Annotated in this window: 11 protein-coding genes; 8 read left to right on the top strand and 3 right to left on the bottom strand. The window is 71.6% G+C overall.

Going from position 1 to position 16,577, the window contains the following annotated elements; all coding sequences use genetic code 11:
- Window positions 1-275 precede the first annotated feature (275 nt).
- On the bottom strand, window positions 276-1,823 hold the full coding sequence (locus tag ACFWBD_RS14835; RefSeq protein ID WP_385666950.1) for an MFS transporter: 1,548 nt from the start codon (window positions 1,821-1,823) through the stop codon (window positions 276-278).
- A 187-nt stretch (window positions 1,824-2,010) separates the two neighbouring features.
- Here ACFWBD_RS14835 and ACFWBD_RS14830 point away from each other — a divergent pair, with 187 nt between their 5' ends.
- The 3 genes from ACFWBD_RS14830 to ACFWBD_RS14820 all read left to right on the top strand — a co-directional run bounded on the left by ACFWBD_RS14830 (window position 2,011) and on the right by ACFWBD_RS14820 (window position 4,136).
- Window positions 2,011-2,634 carry a TetR/AcrR family transcriptional regulator gene (locus ACFWBD_RS14830; protein ID WP_385666948.1) on the top strand — a complete coding sequence of 208 codons (624 nt, stop codon included), beginning with the start codon at window positions 2,011-2,013 and terminating at the stop codon, window positions 2,632-2,634.
- A gap of 93 nt (window positions 2,635-2,727) precedes the next feature.
- The gene (locus tag ACFWBD_RS14825) at window positions 2,728-3,429 is read left to right on the top strand and encodes a ribonuclease HII (protein WP_385666946.1); all 702 of its coding nucleotides are present in this window, start codon (window positions 2,728-2,730) and stop codon (window positions 3,427-3,429) included.
- A gap of 68 nt (window positions 3,430-3,497) precedes the next feature.
- Window positions 3,498-4,136 (top strand): hypothetical protein, encoded by a 639-nt coding sequence (locus ACFWBD_RS14820; RefSeq protein WP_385666944.1) that lies wholly within the window; start codon window positions 3,498-3,500, stop codon window positions 4,134-4,136.
- A 196-nt stretch (window positions 4,137-4,332) separates the two neighbouring features.
- Here ACFWBD_RS14820 and ACFWBD_RS14815 read toward each other — a convergent pair whose 3' ends face one another.
- Both ACFWBD_RS14815 and ACFWBD_RS14810 read right to left on the bottom strand, forming a co-directional pair.
- Complete coding sequence (locus tag ACFWBD_RS14815; protein WP_385666942.1) at window positions 4,333-4,953, bottom strand: hypothetical protein; 621 nt, start codon at window positions 4,951-4,953, stop codon at window positions 4,333-4,335.
- A gap of 343 nt (window positions 4,954-5,296) precedes the next feature.
- Complete coding sequence (locus ACFWBD_RS14810; RefSeq protein WP_385666940.1) at window positions 5,297-7,462, bottom strand: RecQ family ATP-dependent DNA helicase; 2,166 nt, start codon at window positions 7,460-7,462, stop codon at window positions 5,297-5,299.
- Window positions 7,463-7,626: 164 nt separating this feature from the next.
- On the opposite strand from ACFWBD_RS14810, the gene ACFWBD_RS14805 reads away from it, so the two are divergent.
- From ACFWBD_RS14805 to ACFWBD_RS14785, 5 genes are all read left to right on the top strand, one after another.
- On the top strand, window positions 7,627-9,495 hold the full coding sequence (locus ACFWBD_RS14805) for a DUF4192 domain-containing protein (RefSeq protein ID WP_385666938.1): 1,869 nt from the start codon (window positions 7,627-7,629) through the stop codon (window positions 9,493-9,495).
- A gap of 681 nt (window positions 9,496-10,176) precedes the next feature.
- On the top strand, window positions 10,177-12,096 hold the full coding sequence (locus tag ACFWBD_RS14800) for a glycogen debranching N-terminal domain-containing protein (RefSeq protein ID WP_385666936.1): 1,920 nt from the start codon (window positions 10,177-10,179) through the stop codon (window positions 12,094-12,096).
- Between the two features lie 130 nt (window positions 12,097-12,226).
- Window positions 12,227-12,985 (top strand): NUDIX hydrolase, encoded by a 759-nt coding sequence (locus tag ACFWBD_RS14795; protein ID WP_267021135.1) that lies wholly within the window; start codon window positions 12,227-12,229, stop codon window positions 12,983-12,985.
- A 130-nt stretch (window positions 12,986-13,115) separates the two neighbouring features.
- Window positions 13,116-15,362 (top strand): ATP-binding cassette domain-containing protein, encoded by a 2,247-nt coding sequence (locus tag ACFWBD_RS14790; protein WP_385666934.1) that lies wholly within the window; start codon window positions 13,116-13,118, stop codon window positions 15,360-15,362.
- 162 nt (window positions 15,363-15,524) lie between these two features.
- A complete protein-coding gene (locus tag ACFWBD_RS14785; protein ID WP_385666932.1) occupies window positions 15,525-16,409 on the top strand; it encodes a FadR/GntR family transcriptional regulator in 885 nt (294 codons plus the stop codon).
- Window positions 16,410-16,577: the final 168 nt, after the last annotated feature.

Raw genomic sequence — 16,577 nt, 5'->3', positions numbered from 1 at the left:
GCCGCGGGGGGCGAGGTGGTGCGGCGGGCCGCTGAGAACTCTCGGTGCCCGATGGGAACTCTGCGTGACCGCCCGTGCGTTGTTCGGGCATCCGCTGTGTGACCTGTGCGTGCGGGTGACCGTGGACAACCTAGGGGGTGGGCGTGCGGTTCGACCTGTTGGCGATCATGTCGGCGGCGGTACGGAGAGACCGCGCGGGCCGACCCGGAAGCGGTGGACGCGCCCTCGGCGTGACAGGCGGTGACATTCCCGGGCCGGCCGGCGGCGCCGTCCCGTCAGCCGGCCGTGGGGCCCGCCGTGCCGGACAGTGCCTCCAGGTCGCTCTTCCGGATACGGATGACGAACCACGCCGTCACCAGGGCGAGCGCGGCCATGGCGGCGGCCGGGACGAAGGCCGTCGAGATGCCGTGGGCGAGTACCTCGTGCCCCCAGGGAGCGGGCAACTGGTGCGTCTTGGCGAACTCCGCCTTCTGTTCCGGGGTTCCGTCCATGAGGAACTTCGGCAACTGCTTCTCCGCCTCGTCCTTGCTGGCCGTACCGAAGACGGTTGTGAGGATGGACAGACCGAGCGAACCTCCCACCTGCTGCGTGGCGTTGAGCAGGCCGGACGCGGCGCCCGCTTCGTGCGGGGCGACACCCGAGACAGCGGTGACCGTCACCGTCACGAAGTTCAGTCCCATGCCGAAGGCGAAGATCACCATCGGTCCGAGCACCCCGCCGACGTAGGAGCTGTCGGGGCTGATGAAGGCCTGCCAGGTGAGGCCGAGCGCCACCAGCGCGGAACCGACGATCATGAATGGCTTGGGGCCGACGGTAGGCAGGAAGCGCTGCGACAGTCCCGCGCCCGCCGCGATGGCGACCGTGACGGGGAGGAAGGCGAGGCCCGCCTTGATCGGGCTGTAGCCCAGCACGTTCTGCACGAAGAGCACGATGTAGAAGAACATGCCGAACATGGCCGCGGCGAGGCTCAGCATGATCACGTACGTACCGGAGCGGTTGCGGTCGGCGAACATCTTCAGCGGAGTGATCGGCTCCTTGGCCCGCGCCTCCGTGAACACGAAGGCGACCAGCAGGACCAGCGCGACCGCGAAGGCGCCGAGGGTCACGCCGTCCCGCCAGCCTTCCTCCGCCGCGCGGATGAACGCGTAGACCAGCGAGGCCATGCCGAGCGTCGAGGTCAGCGCGCCGGCTATGTCGAAGCGTCCGGGGTGACGCTCGGACTCGCTGATGTAGAGGGGCGTGACGAAGGCGATGAGTATGCCGATGGGCACGTTGACGAACAGCACCCAGCGCCAGTCGAGCCACTCGGTGAGCATGCCGCCCGCGAGCAGACCGATGGCGCCGCCGCCCGCGGAGACCGCGGCGAAGACGCCGAAGGCCCGGTTCCGTTCTGGTCCCTCGGGGAACGTGGTGGTGATGAGCGCCAGCGAGGTGGGCGACGCGATGGCGCCTCCCACGCCCTGGAGGGCGCGTGCGGCGAGCAACTGCCAGGGTTCCTGCGCCAGTCCGCCCAGGAGCGAGGCGAAGGTGAAGAGAAGGATGCCGGCCATGAACACTCGTCGCCGGCCGAGGATGTCACCCGCTCTGGCGCCGAGCAGCAACAGGCCGCCGAAGGTGAGCGTGTAGGCGCTGACCACCCAGGTGAGATCGGTGGTGCTGAACTTGAGCGAGTCTTGAATGTGCGGGAGCGCGATGTTCACAATCGTCGCGTCGAGCACCACCATGAGTTGGCAGGCCGCGATCACGGTGAGTGCGATGCCGGGGTGTCCCTCCCGACGGGCCGCTCCGCGTTTCTGGTTCTGGGTCAGCTGAGAGGTTGTCACTATGAGTCCCCCACAAGAGCATTAGTGAACGATGGCGTTCACTGGCCCGTCAACGGTAGTGAGTTCTTCGTAGTGAACGCAAGCGTTCACTCGCGGCGTCGCCTCTCGGCGTGTCCCCCGCCGCGGTCGCGCAGAGCATCGCTCCACCCCCTGATCCCCGCTTCCTCTGCTCGCTGGAGACACTCGGATGGTTACTTCGCGCTGGACGGCCGCCCCCGCTCGGGCGTCCTCTCCCCGCCGGCGCGGCGCCGTGCTCGAACGTGCGATTCTCGATGCCACGCTGGAGCAGTTGGGCACCGTCGGCTGGAACGGCCTCACGATGGAGGGGGTGGCGGCCGGCGCCCAGACCGGCAAGGCCGCCGTCTACCGCCGCTGGCCGTCCAAGGAGGCGCTTGTCGCGGACGCCCTGCGGGCCGGATTGCCCCGGCTGGATGCCGTACCCGATCTGGGCGGCGTGCGTGAGGATCTGATGGCGCTGTGCCGTGACGCACGTGACGCGATGTTCTCCCGCCCCGGTTTCGCGCTGCGCTCGATCATTCACGAATGCGATCCGATCCAGGCCGAACGCTTCCACACCTTGATCATCGAGGGAGTGGTGGAACCGACCGTGAAACTCCTGCACGAGGTTGTCACCCGCGGAATCGAGCGAGGTGAGGTGCGGCCCGACGCGGCGAACGGCTATGTCTTCGATGCCATCCCAGCCATGATGATGTACCGGTCGAAGATGTGCGGATGCGAATGGAATGATCGTGAGCTCGATGAGATGATCGACGGGCTCATGCTGCCGCTGCTGCGCCCGGACATGCCCTGAGCGCGGATTCGGTGCACCTGCGCCCGGTCGGCGAGGGGGCGGCGCAGACCGGGGTGTCGCGACGGGATCCGGGCGGCGTAATCTAAGGGCGCCATGCCGTACGAACCACCCACTCACGCCGTCGAGCGCTCCCTCCGCGCCACGACCGGAGCGAAGGTCATTGCCGGTGTCGACGAGGTGGGCCGCGGTGCCTGGGCCGGACCCGTCACCGTCTGCGCCGCCGTCACCGGACTCCGTCGGCCCCCCGCAGGCCTCACCGATTCCAAGCTGCTCACCGTCAAGCGGCGTAACGAGCTCTCGCACGAGCTGCTGACGTGGGTGACGTCCCACGCCCTGGGGCACGCCTCCCCGGAGGAGATCGACGACCTCGGGATGACCGCCGCGCTCCGGCTTGCCGCCGGGCGGGCTCTGGAGGCCCTCCCGGTCCGCCCGGACGCGGTGATTCTCGATGGGAAGCACGACTATCTCGGCGCCCCGTGGAGGGTCCGTACGGTGATCAAGGGTGACCAGTCCTGCGTGGCGGTGGCGGCGGCCTCGGTGATCGCCAAGGTCCAGCGCGACAAAATGATGGCCGAACTGGGCATCGACCATGCAGACTTCGGTTTTGCGGACAATGCCGGGTATCCGTCGCCCGTGCACAAGGCCGCACTGGAGGAGCGGGGACCCACTCCGCTCCACCGGTTGTCGTGGGCGTATCTTGATGCGCTGCCCCAGTGGCGGCACCTCAAGAAGGCCCGCACGTGGGCGATCGGGAGCGTTCCGGGAGTCGAAGGTCAACTCGGCTTCGATTTCTGACGATTCCGGTCGCACTGATGTGCCACCCGCTGGCGCTTCCCGCACCAACGTTTGATAGACAACAGCTCATGCCTCTCATTCCCCAGGAGCCTCAGATTCACGAGAGTGCCCAGGGTCCTCGCGCCACTCCGGCCAGCGGCCGCACAGCGCCGACCCCTCGACCTGTACCCGGACCCCGTCCCGCGGCTCCGTCGCGTCCCGGTCGTCCAGGACCCGTCCGGCCCACGCCGCCGGCGCAACGCGCGCCGCGTGACGTGGCCGCCAAGCCCGGGCCCTCGGCCCCGGCCGCCCCTGTCGTCGCCGCGTCCGGTTCGGCGACTCCCCAGGTCCAGTTGGTCCCGGCCTCGGCCGAGGGCGCGCTGGACGCCGCCGAGGAGGCTGTGGACCTCCTCCTGGACTCGGGCCGTACTCCGGGGGACGTGCTGGTGATCACCACCGGCGAGCAGCACCCCTGGGCCACCCATGAACTGACCTTCGGTGAGGCGCCCTACTGGGCGCAGCACGACGCGGGAGACGACGTCTTCTACGCGGATGCCGCTGTGGTGGACCGGGCGGGCGTGCGTCCCGTCGTCGTGGTCGCCGTCAACGGCGGACCCGACACCGTGGCCACCACCGTGCTGCCGCTGGCCCGCGCTCGGGCGGCCGGCCTGCTGATCGTCTGTGGCGACCCGCAGCAGATCAACGCGGCGTTGGGCGCGGACGTCTGAGCCGGGTCCGGTAGGCCGGGAGGTACCGGGCCCACGGAGGCGTCGCTGGTGCGGCGCCTCTGTCGTGTGCCCTTGCGGTCCGATCCGGTGCGGACGGCTCAGGTCTCGGCACGCGACGATGTACGTCGGCCCCCGGGGGGTTTGTGGCTCCCGGGGGCCGACGTTCTTTTGCGGGTTCTGGCCGACCGGCCGCCTCTCAGCGGGCTGCCGCGCGACGCAATACTTCCGAGGCGGCGCCGCCGGTCCGGGGCAGCAGCGGTGGGGCCTCGGACAGAGCGAAGGGTTCCGGAGCCGAATCCGCGTGGGGCCGACGGCCTCCGCGCCCCTCGCCGAGGACCTGCCAGCCGTCCCGGGTGAGAGTGATGTACGCCCCGCAGCGCAGTCCGTGCAATGTGCAGGCATCTCGCAGGCCCCACATCCACGCCCCGTCCTCCTCAGTCCAGCGCGCGTCGCCGTCACGGCAGTAGAGCAGCACGGCGGTGCGCACGGGGGTGCGCAGCCGAAGGTCGTGCGGGATGACCCGGCGCAGCTGGGCGAGCAGGGCGTTGCGGAACATCCAGCCGTCGGTCGATGCCTGGCGCCTGGTGAACGAGGCGCTGGCCCGCACGCGTTCGTCCGGGTCGAGCACGGCCACGATCGCGGTGGCCGGCCGTGGCCGGTGCCGCGAGTGCAGTCCGCTGACCACTTCCCGGGGGTTGCGCAGCAGCGGGATGCCGGCCGCCGCCCATTCGGCGGGTTCGAGCAAGCGGGTGGCGGAGGTGGCGGACGTGGACGTCGACAACGATGCCGCCGAGGACGGAGCGAATCCGAAGGTCACGATCCTCCCTTCGGCTACGGCCCACACTGCGGGCGGGTCGGGTTCGGGGGAGCGCACGCCGCAGCAGAGCCCTACCGGACTACGGGCGAGCCGTGCGGGGAGCGGAACTCAATTCTTCCTGCCGAACTTGGATGCGGCAACGAGCAATTGGGGCCACCGACCGTTATGTGACGATGAGTGACTTATATCCTTACCCAGTGATTCGCGGAAGGACACGTGCGCCGGCAGCTCACGCCTCGGACGCGCTTCCGAAGCGGCGGATTCGACGGCACACGGACGCCGAGGCGCCACCGGCAGGCGGCCGGGGACGCTCGAAGCGGGCTTCGTCGGTCGCCATCTGTGGTCAGCCTTGCACAGCCAGTACCAGGGGCAACACCCCTTGCGCACCCGCACGACGGAGCATCCGGGCCGCGACCGCGAGGGTCCAGCCCGTCTCGGTGTAGTCGTCCACGAGCAGAACGGGCCCTGGGGTCTCGGTGAGCGCGGAGGCGAGCGCCGACGGCACCTCCAGCATGCCGTGGAGCGCCTTGAGGCGTTGGGCGCTGTTGCTCCGGGAGATCGGCGAAGCGTCAGTGGTGTACTCCACCGAGCCCAGGAGCGGCAGTCGGCCGACTTCGGCGATGCGCGCGCCAAGCGAGTGGATCAACCGCGGTCGCGTGCGGGAGGCGATGGTGACCACGCCGACCGGGCGCGGCGAGGCGTCGGCCACCGCGGAGGCCCAACCGCCGGGCCCCTTCGCCCAGTCGGCCAGCACTCCCACCACGGCCTTCGCCACATCGTCCGGAACCGGCTCGTCTGAAGCCTGGGCGGTGAACATCGGGCGCAGCCGATTGCCCCAGCCGATGTCGGAGAGGCGCCCCAACGCACGCCCGGTCGACGCCTGCTCACCGGCCGGAATACGCCCCTTGAGCTCCACGCCGATCGCCGGGAGTCCGGTCGGCCACATCCGGCGGGACTCCACCTCGACGCCCGCGCGGCCCAGGTCCACTCGCGCCGCGTCCAGTGCGGCCGTGGACGTCTCGGCGGCGTAACGCGCCCCCGCGCAGTTGTCGCAGCGGCCGCAGGGCTTGGCGCCTTCGTCGTCGAGCTGGCGCTGAAGGAACTCCATCCGGCAGTCCGTCGTCGACGCGTACTGCCGCATCGCCTCCTGCTCGGCCTTGCGCTGCTTGGCGACCCACTCGTACCGCTCGGTCTCGTACCTCCACGGCTGTCCGGTCGCGAGCCAGCCGCCCTTGACCCGCTTGACCGCCCCGTCCACGTCGAGGACCTTGAGCATGGTCTCCAGACGGGAGCGGCGCAGTTCCACCAAGGGTTCCAGGGCGGGCAGCGAAACGGGCCGCTCCGCACGCGCGAGGACATCCAGTGTGCGGCGCACCAACTCCTCCGACGGGAAGGCGAGCGACGCGAAGTACTCCCAGATCGCCTCGTCCTCCCTCCCCGGCAGCAGCAGCACCTCCGCGTGCTCCACACCGCGACCGGCGCGACCCACCTGCTGGTAGTACGCGATGGGGGAGGAGGGCGAGCCCAGGTGCACGACGAATCCGAGGTCGGGCTTGTCGAAGCCCATGCCGAGCGCGGAGGTGGCGACCAGCGCCTTGACCTTGTTGGCCAGCAGGTCCTCCTCGGCCTGCTGCCGGTCGGCGTTCTCCGTGCGTCCGGTGTACGAGGCGACGATGTGGCCGCGCTGCCGGAGGAAGGCGGTGACCTCCTCCGCGGCGGCGACGGTGAGCGTGTAGACGATTCCGGAGCCGGGGAGGTCGTCGAAATGGTCGGCGAGCCACGCCATCCGGTGGGCGGCGTCGGGCAGCCGCAGCACGTTCAGGCTGAGGCTCTCGCGGTCCAGCGGGCCGCGCAGCACCAGGGCGTCCGAGGTGCCGCCGGTGCCGAGCTGTTCGGCGACGTCAGAGGTCACGCGTGCGTTGGCGGTCGCGGTCGTCGCGAGCACCGGTACGCCCGGCGGGAGATCGGTGAGCATGGTCTGCAGCCGACGGTAGTCCGGGCGGAAGTCGTGGCCCCAGTCGGAGATACAGTGGGCCTCGTCGACCACGAGCAGTCCGGTCGCGGCCGCAAGTGCGGGCAGCACCTCGTCACGGAAGTCCGGGTTGTTGAGCCGCTCCGGGCTGACCAGCAGGACGTCGACCTTGCCGGCGGCGATCTCGTCCTGCACGGTGTCCCACTCCTCGGTGTTCGAGGAGTTGATCGTCCGTGCGTGGATACCGGCCCGGGCCGCTGCCTCGACCTGGTTGCGCATCAGGGCGAGCAGCGGAGAGACGATCACCGTGGGGCCGGAACCACGGGCGCGGAGCAGCGAGGTCGCCACGAAATAGACGGCGGACTTGCCCCACCCCGTCCGCTGCACGACCAGGGCCCGGCGCCGGTCCGCGACCAGCGCCTCGATCGCCCGCCACTGATCCTCCCGCAGCCGGGCCACGCCCGTGTCGTCCCCGACGAGGCGGGCGAGGACGGCGTCGGCGTCGGCCCGGAGATCCGCGTTGCTCGTGTGCTCCATGCCCCCATACAACAGGACGGCGCTGACAATCCGGTCAGCGGCGGGAAGGAGCGGGGCCTCGCTCGGCGGTGCTGCGGCCCGTCCACCCCGGATGTCTGACGTGTTCCTGATCGTACTTATCCACAGGCTAAGCGGAACCTTGTGATCCGCGAGATCGTCGGCGCATGACGAATCACAGCGAGACCACTGGATCCTCCGAAAACGGCGACATCACCGGACGGGACGGACGTGAGCGCCCGGACTATGTCAGCCACACGATGTACGACGGAGATGTCGGGTACGGCGCACGTGCCGCCGACCACCAGGTCACCCTGCGGACTCCGGGGGAGCTGGCCGACGCCCTGCCCTATCTGCTCGGGTACCGGCCGGAAGACAGCATCGTCCTGGTCGCCCTGCACGACCGCGGCGGGCGAGGCCGGTTCGGCGGCCGGGCCCGGCTCGGCATTCCCGCGAACCCGGACGACTGGGAAGCCGTCGCCCAGCAGTTGGCGCAAGGGCTTGTGAAGGGCAGCGAACGCCGTGGTATCCGTCCCGCGAACATGGTCGCCTACCTCTGCCAGGAACCGGGGAAGGGGGAGACGGGCCGTCAGGTCATGGAGCGGCTTCAGCCGCTGGCCCACCGGCTACGTCTCGAATGCGGCCGCCTCGATGTCCCCGTGATCGAGGCGCTCTGTATCTCCGACGGCCGTTTCTGGTCGTACTGCTGCGGGGGCAAGGGCTGCTGTCCGGTCGAAGGGGGGGCGATGGGATTGCCCGGCACCTCAGTGCTGGCCGCGGCCGCGACCTACGCGGGGATCCAGGTCAGGGGCACCTTGCGCGAGTTGCGCGCCCGACTGCTGCCCCTGGAGACCGGTGCCGCGCTGGAGCAGGAGGTCGCCCTGGACACCGCCGGCATGGCGCTCGTCCCGAGGATCCTCGACGAGGCGAGTCGCGCGGCGGTGGCCGAGGAGACGCTCGAACTGGCCGGACGACTGGTGCGCCGCCTCGCCGAGACGCCCGTCGTGCCGGGTGCTCTCATCGCGGACCGCCGAGACGACGAACTGCTCGGATTCGACGAAGCCGCGGCTTTGATTCTCGGCCTTCAGGACCGGGTGACGCGTGACCGGGCGGCGGGGTGGATGGAGGGCGACGAGGCGGCCCCCGCCCTGCGTCTCTGGCGGGCGCTGTCGCGGCGTTGTGTCGGGCCCTACGGCGAACACGCGGCGGCGCCTCTCACCCTCGCAGGCTGGGTCGCCTGGTCCAGCGGCGATGAACTCGAGGCGAGGGAGGCCCTCGCCATGGCCCTGGGAGCGGACCCGGACTATCTGTTCGCCCGCCTCCTGCACCAGGCCTGCAACGAAGGCCTCGACCCCGAGTCGGTACGACGCTGCCTGCGCACCGAGCGCGAGGGACGCGGAATGCCCACGGCAGTGGAGACACCTGGCGAGGCGGCCGAGGCCGAGGACTCCGAAGGCTTCGAGGGCCCACAGGACACCGGCGGGACGGTGTTCCGCGCAGGCCTGTGCGCAACCGAGTGGGGAGACGCGTCCACCGATCTCCGGTGTCCAGAAATGGAGAACCACCCCGGCAAGAGGAGCTGCCCCGATCAGCGCGGTTGCTCCGGCGAAGGGAACCGCTCCGGCGAACCGAACGACGTAGACGGCTCCGGCGAAGCCGAACACGAGGACCGACCCGGTGAAGAGGGGGGCACCTCCGGCTGCGTCCCGCACCCTCCGGCCATCTGCGCATCAGAACCTGTGCCGACATCAGCCCTCACGCCGGCTCGCAGGCGTCGCCGCGTCCGCCCCACCGATGCCGGCGCGGGTCGCGCACAGGCTGTGGCCGGAGCGGAAGAAGGCCGGCAACCGGAACGCCGGGCACGGGGAACGAACGAGCTTCGCGCCAAGCCGCCGAGGCCGCACATCACGCGCCCTGCCGCGCCGAGCCGAGGAGGTTCCCGCACCCGCCCGGTGGGGAAGGCCTCCACGCGGCGCCGCGACGACTCCTCGGAAGGCCTGAGGTCCGACAGCGACGACACCATGGGGAAGGGATGACCCCACCCTGCCGTGGTGGTGAACACGGTGTCCCTCGTGGGCGGACGGTGACCGAAGCCGGGTAAACAGCCTGCCGTGCCTGGTGAGCGCCCATGGCCGGACACGCGTCCCGGCCGGCCCAGCGTGCCCCGGAGCCGGCCCGGCCTGTCCGGATCCGGCCGCCATTCGGTGGGCCGTGTGGCCACGGGGCGTGACCTGGGGGAGTCCCGCCCCGTTCACCTGAGTGGCGGAACGCCTGAACGGCTCGTGCCGCCGCAGCGCACCGCCCTGCCGGAGCCGTCCACCCGGCCGCGACCATGTCCGAGGCGCACAGAGAGCAGAAGAAGTCACCGCATGCATCAGCCGACTCCGCCCTCAGCCGCCGACGAACGCTCCGGCTCCGAGACCCCGATGCCGCCCCCTGGCACGGGGGACGACCCACCGCGCACTGACGGGCCCGGGCCCGGCCCGCAGCGGGCCGGACTTCCGGGCGAGGGCCGGCGCACCTGGCCACCCTCTCCGCTCGTCGGGCCGGAAGGAGGCCCGCGCCGGTCCGCCGGTCCGGGCATCCGTGGCACGTCCGCCTTCCCGGCGGTCGGCACAGGGCGTCGCCCGCCGCCACCCCCGTCCCGAGGCGCCGGGACACCGCCCGGGACGCCGACCCAGCCTCGCTCCGTCGGCCTGCCCCCCGCCCACACGGCGATGATCTGCGTCGCCCTGCCGGGCCTCGCCATCTCGACGGAACAGGGGCAGCTGACGGGACATGGGCTGGAGGGCTTCTACCGGGCGGGCCGGCGCATCCTGTCCCGTTGCCAGGTGCGGGTGGCGGGACGCGAACCGTTGGCGGTCCAGGCCCGGATGACCTCGGCCGACCGGGCCCGTTTCGTCGGCACGCTCCGTGTCACACCGCACGGCGGCCCGGACCCGGACATCGTCGTCGAGCGGACCCGCTCCGCGGACGGTACAGAAGTGATCACGCTGCACAGCGCCGCCGCCCGGCCGCTGCGCCTCCCGGTCGAGGTGGCACTCGGCGCCGATCTGGCCGACCTGGGGGCGATCGCGTCCGGCACCGTGGGGCCCGAACTGGCCGCCAGCGTCCACGATTCCGGTCTGCGGTGGTCCTGCGCCGCAGGGGCCTCGTGCGTCACGGCCGACCCGCCCCCGGCCGACGCGATCGCCTCCGCGGGGCTGCTGCGCTGGGACTTCGACGTGCCTCCCGGCGGCACCGTCCGTGTGGAGTTGAGGGTCCGCCTGGACGGTGCGGGACCGGTCCGAGCCGTGGGGCGGGCGGCCACGAGCCCGTTGGCCCCGGCGGAGGCGACGGGCGACGATCCGCGCGTCCCGGCGCTGATGGCGACGAGCGTCGCGGATCTTCAGGCCCTGTTGGTGCGAGACCCGGCGCACCCCGCCGACACCCACCTCGCGGCAGGGGCGCCGTGGCGCTGCGGTCTGGCACCGGCGGACGCGCTCGCCGCGGCCCGCATGACACTGCCTCTCGGGACCCGCCTGGCCTCGGGCACGCTGCGCACCCTGGCCCGTACACAGATCACGGCTCCGGGGCCACGGTGCGGCATGATCCCCGGCCCCCGGCGGGACGCGGGCGCGCACCTTCCGCCGGGTTGTACGGGCACCGAGGCCACACTGCTCTTCCCGGTGCTCCTCGCGGAGGCCCGCCGATGGGGGCTGCCCGACAACGACACGGAGGAACTGCTGCCGGCGGCCGAGCGCTGCCTGACCTGGCTGCGTACGACGGTCGGCGAGGGGCCCTACCTCAGCGACCCCCAGCCCGGTGGTCCCGTCCGCTGCGAGACTCAGGCCCACGCCCACCGGGCCGCACTGCTCGGCGCCGACCTGCTCGACGCCTGTGGCAGACCGGGCGGGGACGGGCTGCGGGAGTGGGTCCGGAAGCTGCGCGCCACCTTCCGGCGCGACTTCTGGATCGACGATCCCGGAGGCGGCCGACCCGCCACCGCCCGTACCCCGGACGGGCGACCGCTGCCCCAGCTCTGTGCGACGGCCGTCCACCTCCTCGACACCGGGTTGCTGGGCGGTGGCGCCCACGCCCCCGGGCTGTTGGACCGGGTGCAGACCGAACAACTCGCCCGGCTGCTCGGCAGCCCCGTCATGGACTCGGGCTGGGGACTCCGTGGCCTCGGCGCGAAGGAGGTCGGCTACAACCCATTCGGCCACCGCAGCGGTGCCGTCCGGGTCCACGAAACGGCCATCGCCGTGGCCGGCCTGGCCGCCGCGGGCTACGAGAAGGAGAGCGCCGCGCTGCTGCGAGGCCTGTTGACGGCGGCCGAAGCCTTCGGGCATCGGCTCCCGGAGATGTACGCGGGGGAGAAACGGGGTGATGGGAAAGCCCCGCTTCCCCATCCGGCCGCCTGTCGTCCCGCCGCCACCGCGGCGGCGGCCGGTGTGCTGCTGCTGGCCACCCTGGCCGGCGTCCGGCCCGACGTTCCGGCCAGAACCGTCACCCTGCGACCCCTGCGTGGCGCGCCCCTGGGGGAGATCCGCCTGACCGGACTGCGGGTCGACGGCGCGCCCTTCTCCGTACGGGTCAGTCGGCTCGGTCTCGCCATGGTGGAGGAGGCGGCCGACGGACTGCAATGGGGATTGTGACCTCGTACGACGCGGCTCCGGACGTCGGCCGGGGTGGACGACGACGGCCCGGCGACACCGAAGTGGATCAGCCATCGAAGCGGCCGGCGAAGGGAGTGTTTATCGTCAGGAAGACGACTATGATCGCCGCATGCCCTACGACCCGTCAGCCTTTCCGCCCTTCGCCGTCACCGTGGACCTGGTCGTGCTGACCGTGCGCCGCCATGCCCTGTGCGCGCTGGCGGTGCGCAGGGGCGAGGCGCCGTTCCAGGGGCGGTGGGCGCTCCCGGGCGGCTTCGTACGGGCCGACGAGGACCTCACCCAGGCTGCGGCGCGCGAGCTGGCCGAGGAGACCGGACTCCGTGCACACGACCCCTCGGCCCCGGCCCACGACAACGGTGCCCACCTGGAACAGCTCGCCACGTACGGCGATCCCAAGCGCGACCCGAGGATGCGGGTCGTCAGCGTCGCGCACCTGGCGCTCGCCCCGGACCTGCCGGCGCCGCGAGCGGGCGGAGACGCCAGCAACGCGCGTTGGGCGCCGGTCGAGGAGCTGCTTCAGCATGGCGGCTACGGCCGTGACGGGGAACCGGTCGCACCGCTCGCCTTCGACCACGCCCAGATCCTCGCCGACGGCGTGGAGCGGGCCCGTTCCAAGATCGAGTACTCGTCCCTGGCGACCGCGTTCTGCCCCACCGAGTTCACGGTCGGCGAGCTCCGCCGGGTCTACGAGGCGGTGTGGGGCGTGGCGCTCGACCCGCGGAACTTCCACCGCAAGGTCACGGGCACGCCCGGCTTCCTGGTGCCCACCGGTGGCACCACCACTCGGCAGGGCGGCCGCCCTGCCCAGCTCTTCCGGGCGGGCGGCGCCACCCTGCTCAACCCGCCGATGCTGCGGCCCGAGGTGTGACCAGGCCGACCGCGCCCCATGACAAGTGGAGAGGGATCCCGAACCGGTCGGTCGCGGCTGCGTGACCGGCCGCACGGCGTCACCGTGCGGTGAACGGGAAAAAGGGATATAACGCGCTATCTTGCTACGGGTGATCCAGGCCTTCGGACTGACCAGCAACTCCCGCAAGGCGCTTCCGCCCGCCGTCGACGATGTCTCCTTCGAGGCGCGCGCGGGCCGCGTCACCGTGCTGCTCGGAGCGCGGGGCGCGGGCAAGACCACGGCGCTGAGACTCATGCTCGAACTCGAACAGGGCCGCGGCCTCGCCCACTTCCGAGGCCGTCCGCTGCACCGCATCGCTCACCCCTCGCGTGAGGTCGGCGTCGTTCTCGGCGATGTGCCGGGGCACCCGGCCCGCACGGTCCGGGGCCACCTGCGCATGCTGTGCGCGGCCGCCGGGGTGCCGGCGCGGCGGGCCGACGAAGTGCTCGAGGTGGTCGGCCTGGTCAGTCTGCGCGACGAACGCCTCGGCACCCTGTCCCGCGGCGTGGACCGGCGGCTGGGCCTTGCCTGCGCTCTTCTCGCGGACCCGCACACCCTCGTCCTCGACGATCCGGCCGACGGGCTCTCCGGGCGCGAGAACCGTTGGCTGCACGGCATGCTGCGCGCCCACGCGGACCAGGGCGGTACCGTTCTGACGACCACGACCGACCCCAAGGAGGCGGCTCGCACCGCCGACCGGGTCATCACCCTGGACCGGGGCACACTGGTCGCCGACCAGGAGGCCGCCGACTTCGCCCGCACTCGGCTGCGACCCAGGGTGGCCGTCCGCAGCCCACACGCCGTCCGCCTGGCCGCCCTGCTCGCCAGGGAGGCCCGAGCCGAGCAGCGCTCCGTCGAGGTGGTGCAGGAGGGCGGCAACCGGCTCTCCGTGTACGGCAGTAGCTGCGCCCACGTCGGCGAGACGGCGTTCCGGCACGACATCCTGGTCCACCAACTCGCCGACGAGACGGGCGACATGGGGCCGGGGGCGGGAGTCGAGGCTCCACGGCGTACGCACTCCGAGGCAGGACCGGGCCCTTCGGGGGAAGCGGGCCAGGACTCCTGGGGCGGGGAACCGGCCACCATCGCCGCCTCCGAGCAGGACACGGATCGCGAGGGGGTCCCGGAGGACACACGTGTGGCGAGCGCAACCCGGCACACAGGCACCGCGGACGCGCCATGCAGCCCCGACGGTGCATCGACGCCGCCTCCAGCACCGTACCGGCCGGTCGACGCGGCACATCACGACGTCATCCTGGCTTCCGATGGCGACTCCCCGTCCCGTGTCGTCACACCGGCTGTCGCGGGTCGGGCTGCAGAGACCCCGGACACGACGGAGTCCCTGACTGTCTGGGGCAGGCGCCCTGCCTGCGATCCGGACGACTCCACAGGCGCGATCCTCAACGAACTCCGGCAGCCCGGAGAGACCGACACCGCCGACGGCACCACTTCCGGTGTGGGCCCCGCCGCCTCCTGTTCCCCGGCCGCGTCTGTCATGTCCTCGGCTCAGCGCTTCACCCGACCCTTCGCGTCCCGTGGTGTCGACACCCTGCCCGCCCTGCCACCTCCCATCTCCGTCCGCTCGGCCCCCAGTCCCTTGCGTCCACTCCGCTACGAACTCCGTCGCGCCACCGGCATCGGCACCGGATTCACCACCGGTGCCCTGGTCCTGGTCGTCTCCGCCCTCACCGCCGTACTCCTGGCCCGCGTGGGCCACACCGCGCCTGCACGGCTGCTGGCCGCGTGGCCTGCGGAGCTTCCGCTGCCGCCCGCGGCGCTCGGCGCGGGACTGCTCGGTGCGCTGGCCTTCGGAGACGAGTTCCGCCACCCCGCCCTGGCCGTGGACCGGGGTACGGTGCCCCGAAGGCTGGGTGTGCTCACCGCCAAGCTCCTCGTCGCCGCTCTCACCGCACTGATGCTGGCCATTCTCACGGTGGGATGCGACGCCGAAGCGCTCTATCTCGTCTACGGACGGGAGGTCGCACAGGTTCCCGCGGGCTGGCTTTCGCTGAGCGCGAGCTGGATCGGTCTCGTGGTGGGCTGCGCCTGGACCGGTGTGCTGGCCGCCGGCGTCTTCCGATCCACCACGGCCGGGCTGGCGGCGGTGGTCGCCATGCCCGTCGTCGTCCTGCCCGTCGTACAGAAGGCCGTGGAGAGCGCGTCCGTGCGGACGGCGGCCGGATTCTCGATGCGGTTGCGCGAGCTGCTCCTGGTGCAGTGGCCCTTCGGCGGCGAGCGCTATCTGGACGCCGTGGCACGCGTGATCGCCCAACCGGTCGGCGGAGCAATGGCGTTGTCACTGACGGCCCTGCTGTGCGCGTACCTGCTCACGACCCTGCGGAGCAGAGCCAGATGATCACCGTCCGGGCCGATCCGATCCCGGCGTGTGCGCAACTCCCCGAAGAAAGCCCATTTCTTTCCGATAAGGCGTCAATTGCGACGGGGTGAGCGATCACCCTTTCGTGTGCTTTTCACCAAAGACCTCAAGGGAGTTGGGAGCAGCGCCGACAAAGGATCCGTGAGTACCCTTGCGCACACCATGATGACCGCCGCCCGCTCCACCGACTCCGGTCTCTCCGGCCCGGGCGAACTCGACCGCTACCCCTTCGCCGAGGCTCCTGTGGCCGAACGTGCCGGAGCCCCCGTCTGGGATCCGGAGCCCGAGCTGGGCCGTGTGGGCCGCCGTACCGCGGGCAACCGCGGACGCGGGCTGCACGGCCAACTCGTCCAGCAGCTCGGTCAGATGATCGTCTCGGGCGATCTGGGCGCCGACCGACCGCTGGTGCCCGAGGAGATCGGTCAGCGGTTCGAGGTGTCCCGCACCGTCGTCCGCGAGTCGCTGCGTGTCCTCGAGGCCAAGGGTCTGGTCAGTGCCCGGCCGAACGTCGGCACGCGCGTGCGTCCCGTGAGCGACTGGAACCTTCTCGACCCGGACATCATCGAGTGGCGGGCGTTCGGCCCTCAGCGCGACAACCAACGGCGCGAGCTGAGCGAGCTGCGCTGGACGATCGAGCCGCTTGCCGCCCGCCTCGCCGCGGGGCACGGACGCGCCGACATCCAGCAGCGACTGTCCGACATGGTCGAGATCATGGCGCACGCCACGGCGCAGGGCGACGCGCTCACCTACTCCCGGGCCGACGCCGAGTTCCACTCGCTGCTCATCCAGGTCGCGGGCAACCGCATGCTGGAACACCTTTCAGGGATCGTGTCGTCCGCCCTCCAGGTCTCCGGCGGCCCGGTCACGGGCTGTGACCGGCCGAACGACGCGTCGCTGGGGCACCACGGCCGGATCGCCGACGCCCTCGCGGCGGGCGACGGCGCCGCGGCCGAGACGGCCATGCGTCAGCTGCTCACCGTTCATCCCGAGGTGGAGCGCGTCGTGCCGGCGCCGCGCGAACACTGACCGCACCGCGCGGGGAAGCGGCCGGGGGACGTCTTCCCCCTCCCGCGTCGTCCTCGGCCTCTGCACCCGCACTCCCGTCGGACCCCGCAGAACCCGTCACGGGGGCTGCGGGGTCCGACGGTCGATGTGGCGGAACCGGTCCCGGCGGCACCGGTAGGCTTCACGGGT

Source organism: Streptomyces sp. NPDC060002 (assembly GCF_042737245.1).
Taxonomy (GTDB): Bacteria; Actinomycetota; Actinomycetes; order Streptomycetales; family Streptomycetaceae; genus Streptomyces.
This window is presented reverse-complemented; position numbering and strand designations above follow the sequence as displayed.

Coding starts and splice junctions, on each gene's coding strand:
- ACFWBD_RS14800 (WP_385666936.1), top strand. CDS start 10,177: ATGATCTGCGTCGCCCTGCCGGGCCTCGCCATCTCGACGGAACAGGGG.
- ACFWBD_RS14825 (WP_385666946.1), top strand. CDS start 2,728: ATGCCGTACGAACCACCCACTCACGCCGTCGAGCGCTCCCTCCGCGCC.
- ACFWBD_RS14805 (WP_385666938.1), top strand. CDS start 7,627: ATGACGAATCACAGCGAGACCACTGGATCCTCCGAAAACGGCGACATC.
- ACFWBD_RS14830 (WP_385666948.1), top strand. CDS start 2,011: ATGGTTACTTCGCGCTGGACGGCCGCCCCCGCTCGGGCGTCCTCTCCC.
- ACFWBD_RS14795 (WP_267021135.1), top strand. CDS start 12,227: ATGCCCTACGACCCGTCAGCCTTTCCGCCCTTCGCCGTCACCGTGGAC.
- ACFWBD_RS14820 (WP_385666944.1), top strand. CDS start 3,498: ATGCCTCTCATTCCCCAGGAGCCTCAGATTCACGAGAGTGCCCAGGGT.
- ACFWBD_RS14810 (WP_385666940.1), bottom strand. CDS start 7,462: ATGGAGCACACGAGCAACGCGGATCTCCGGGCCGACGCCGACGCCGTC.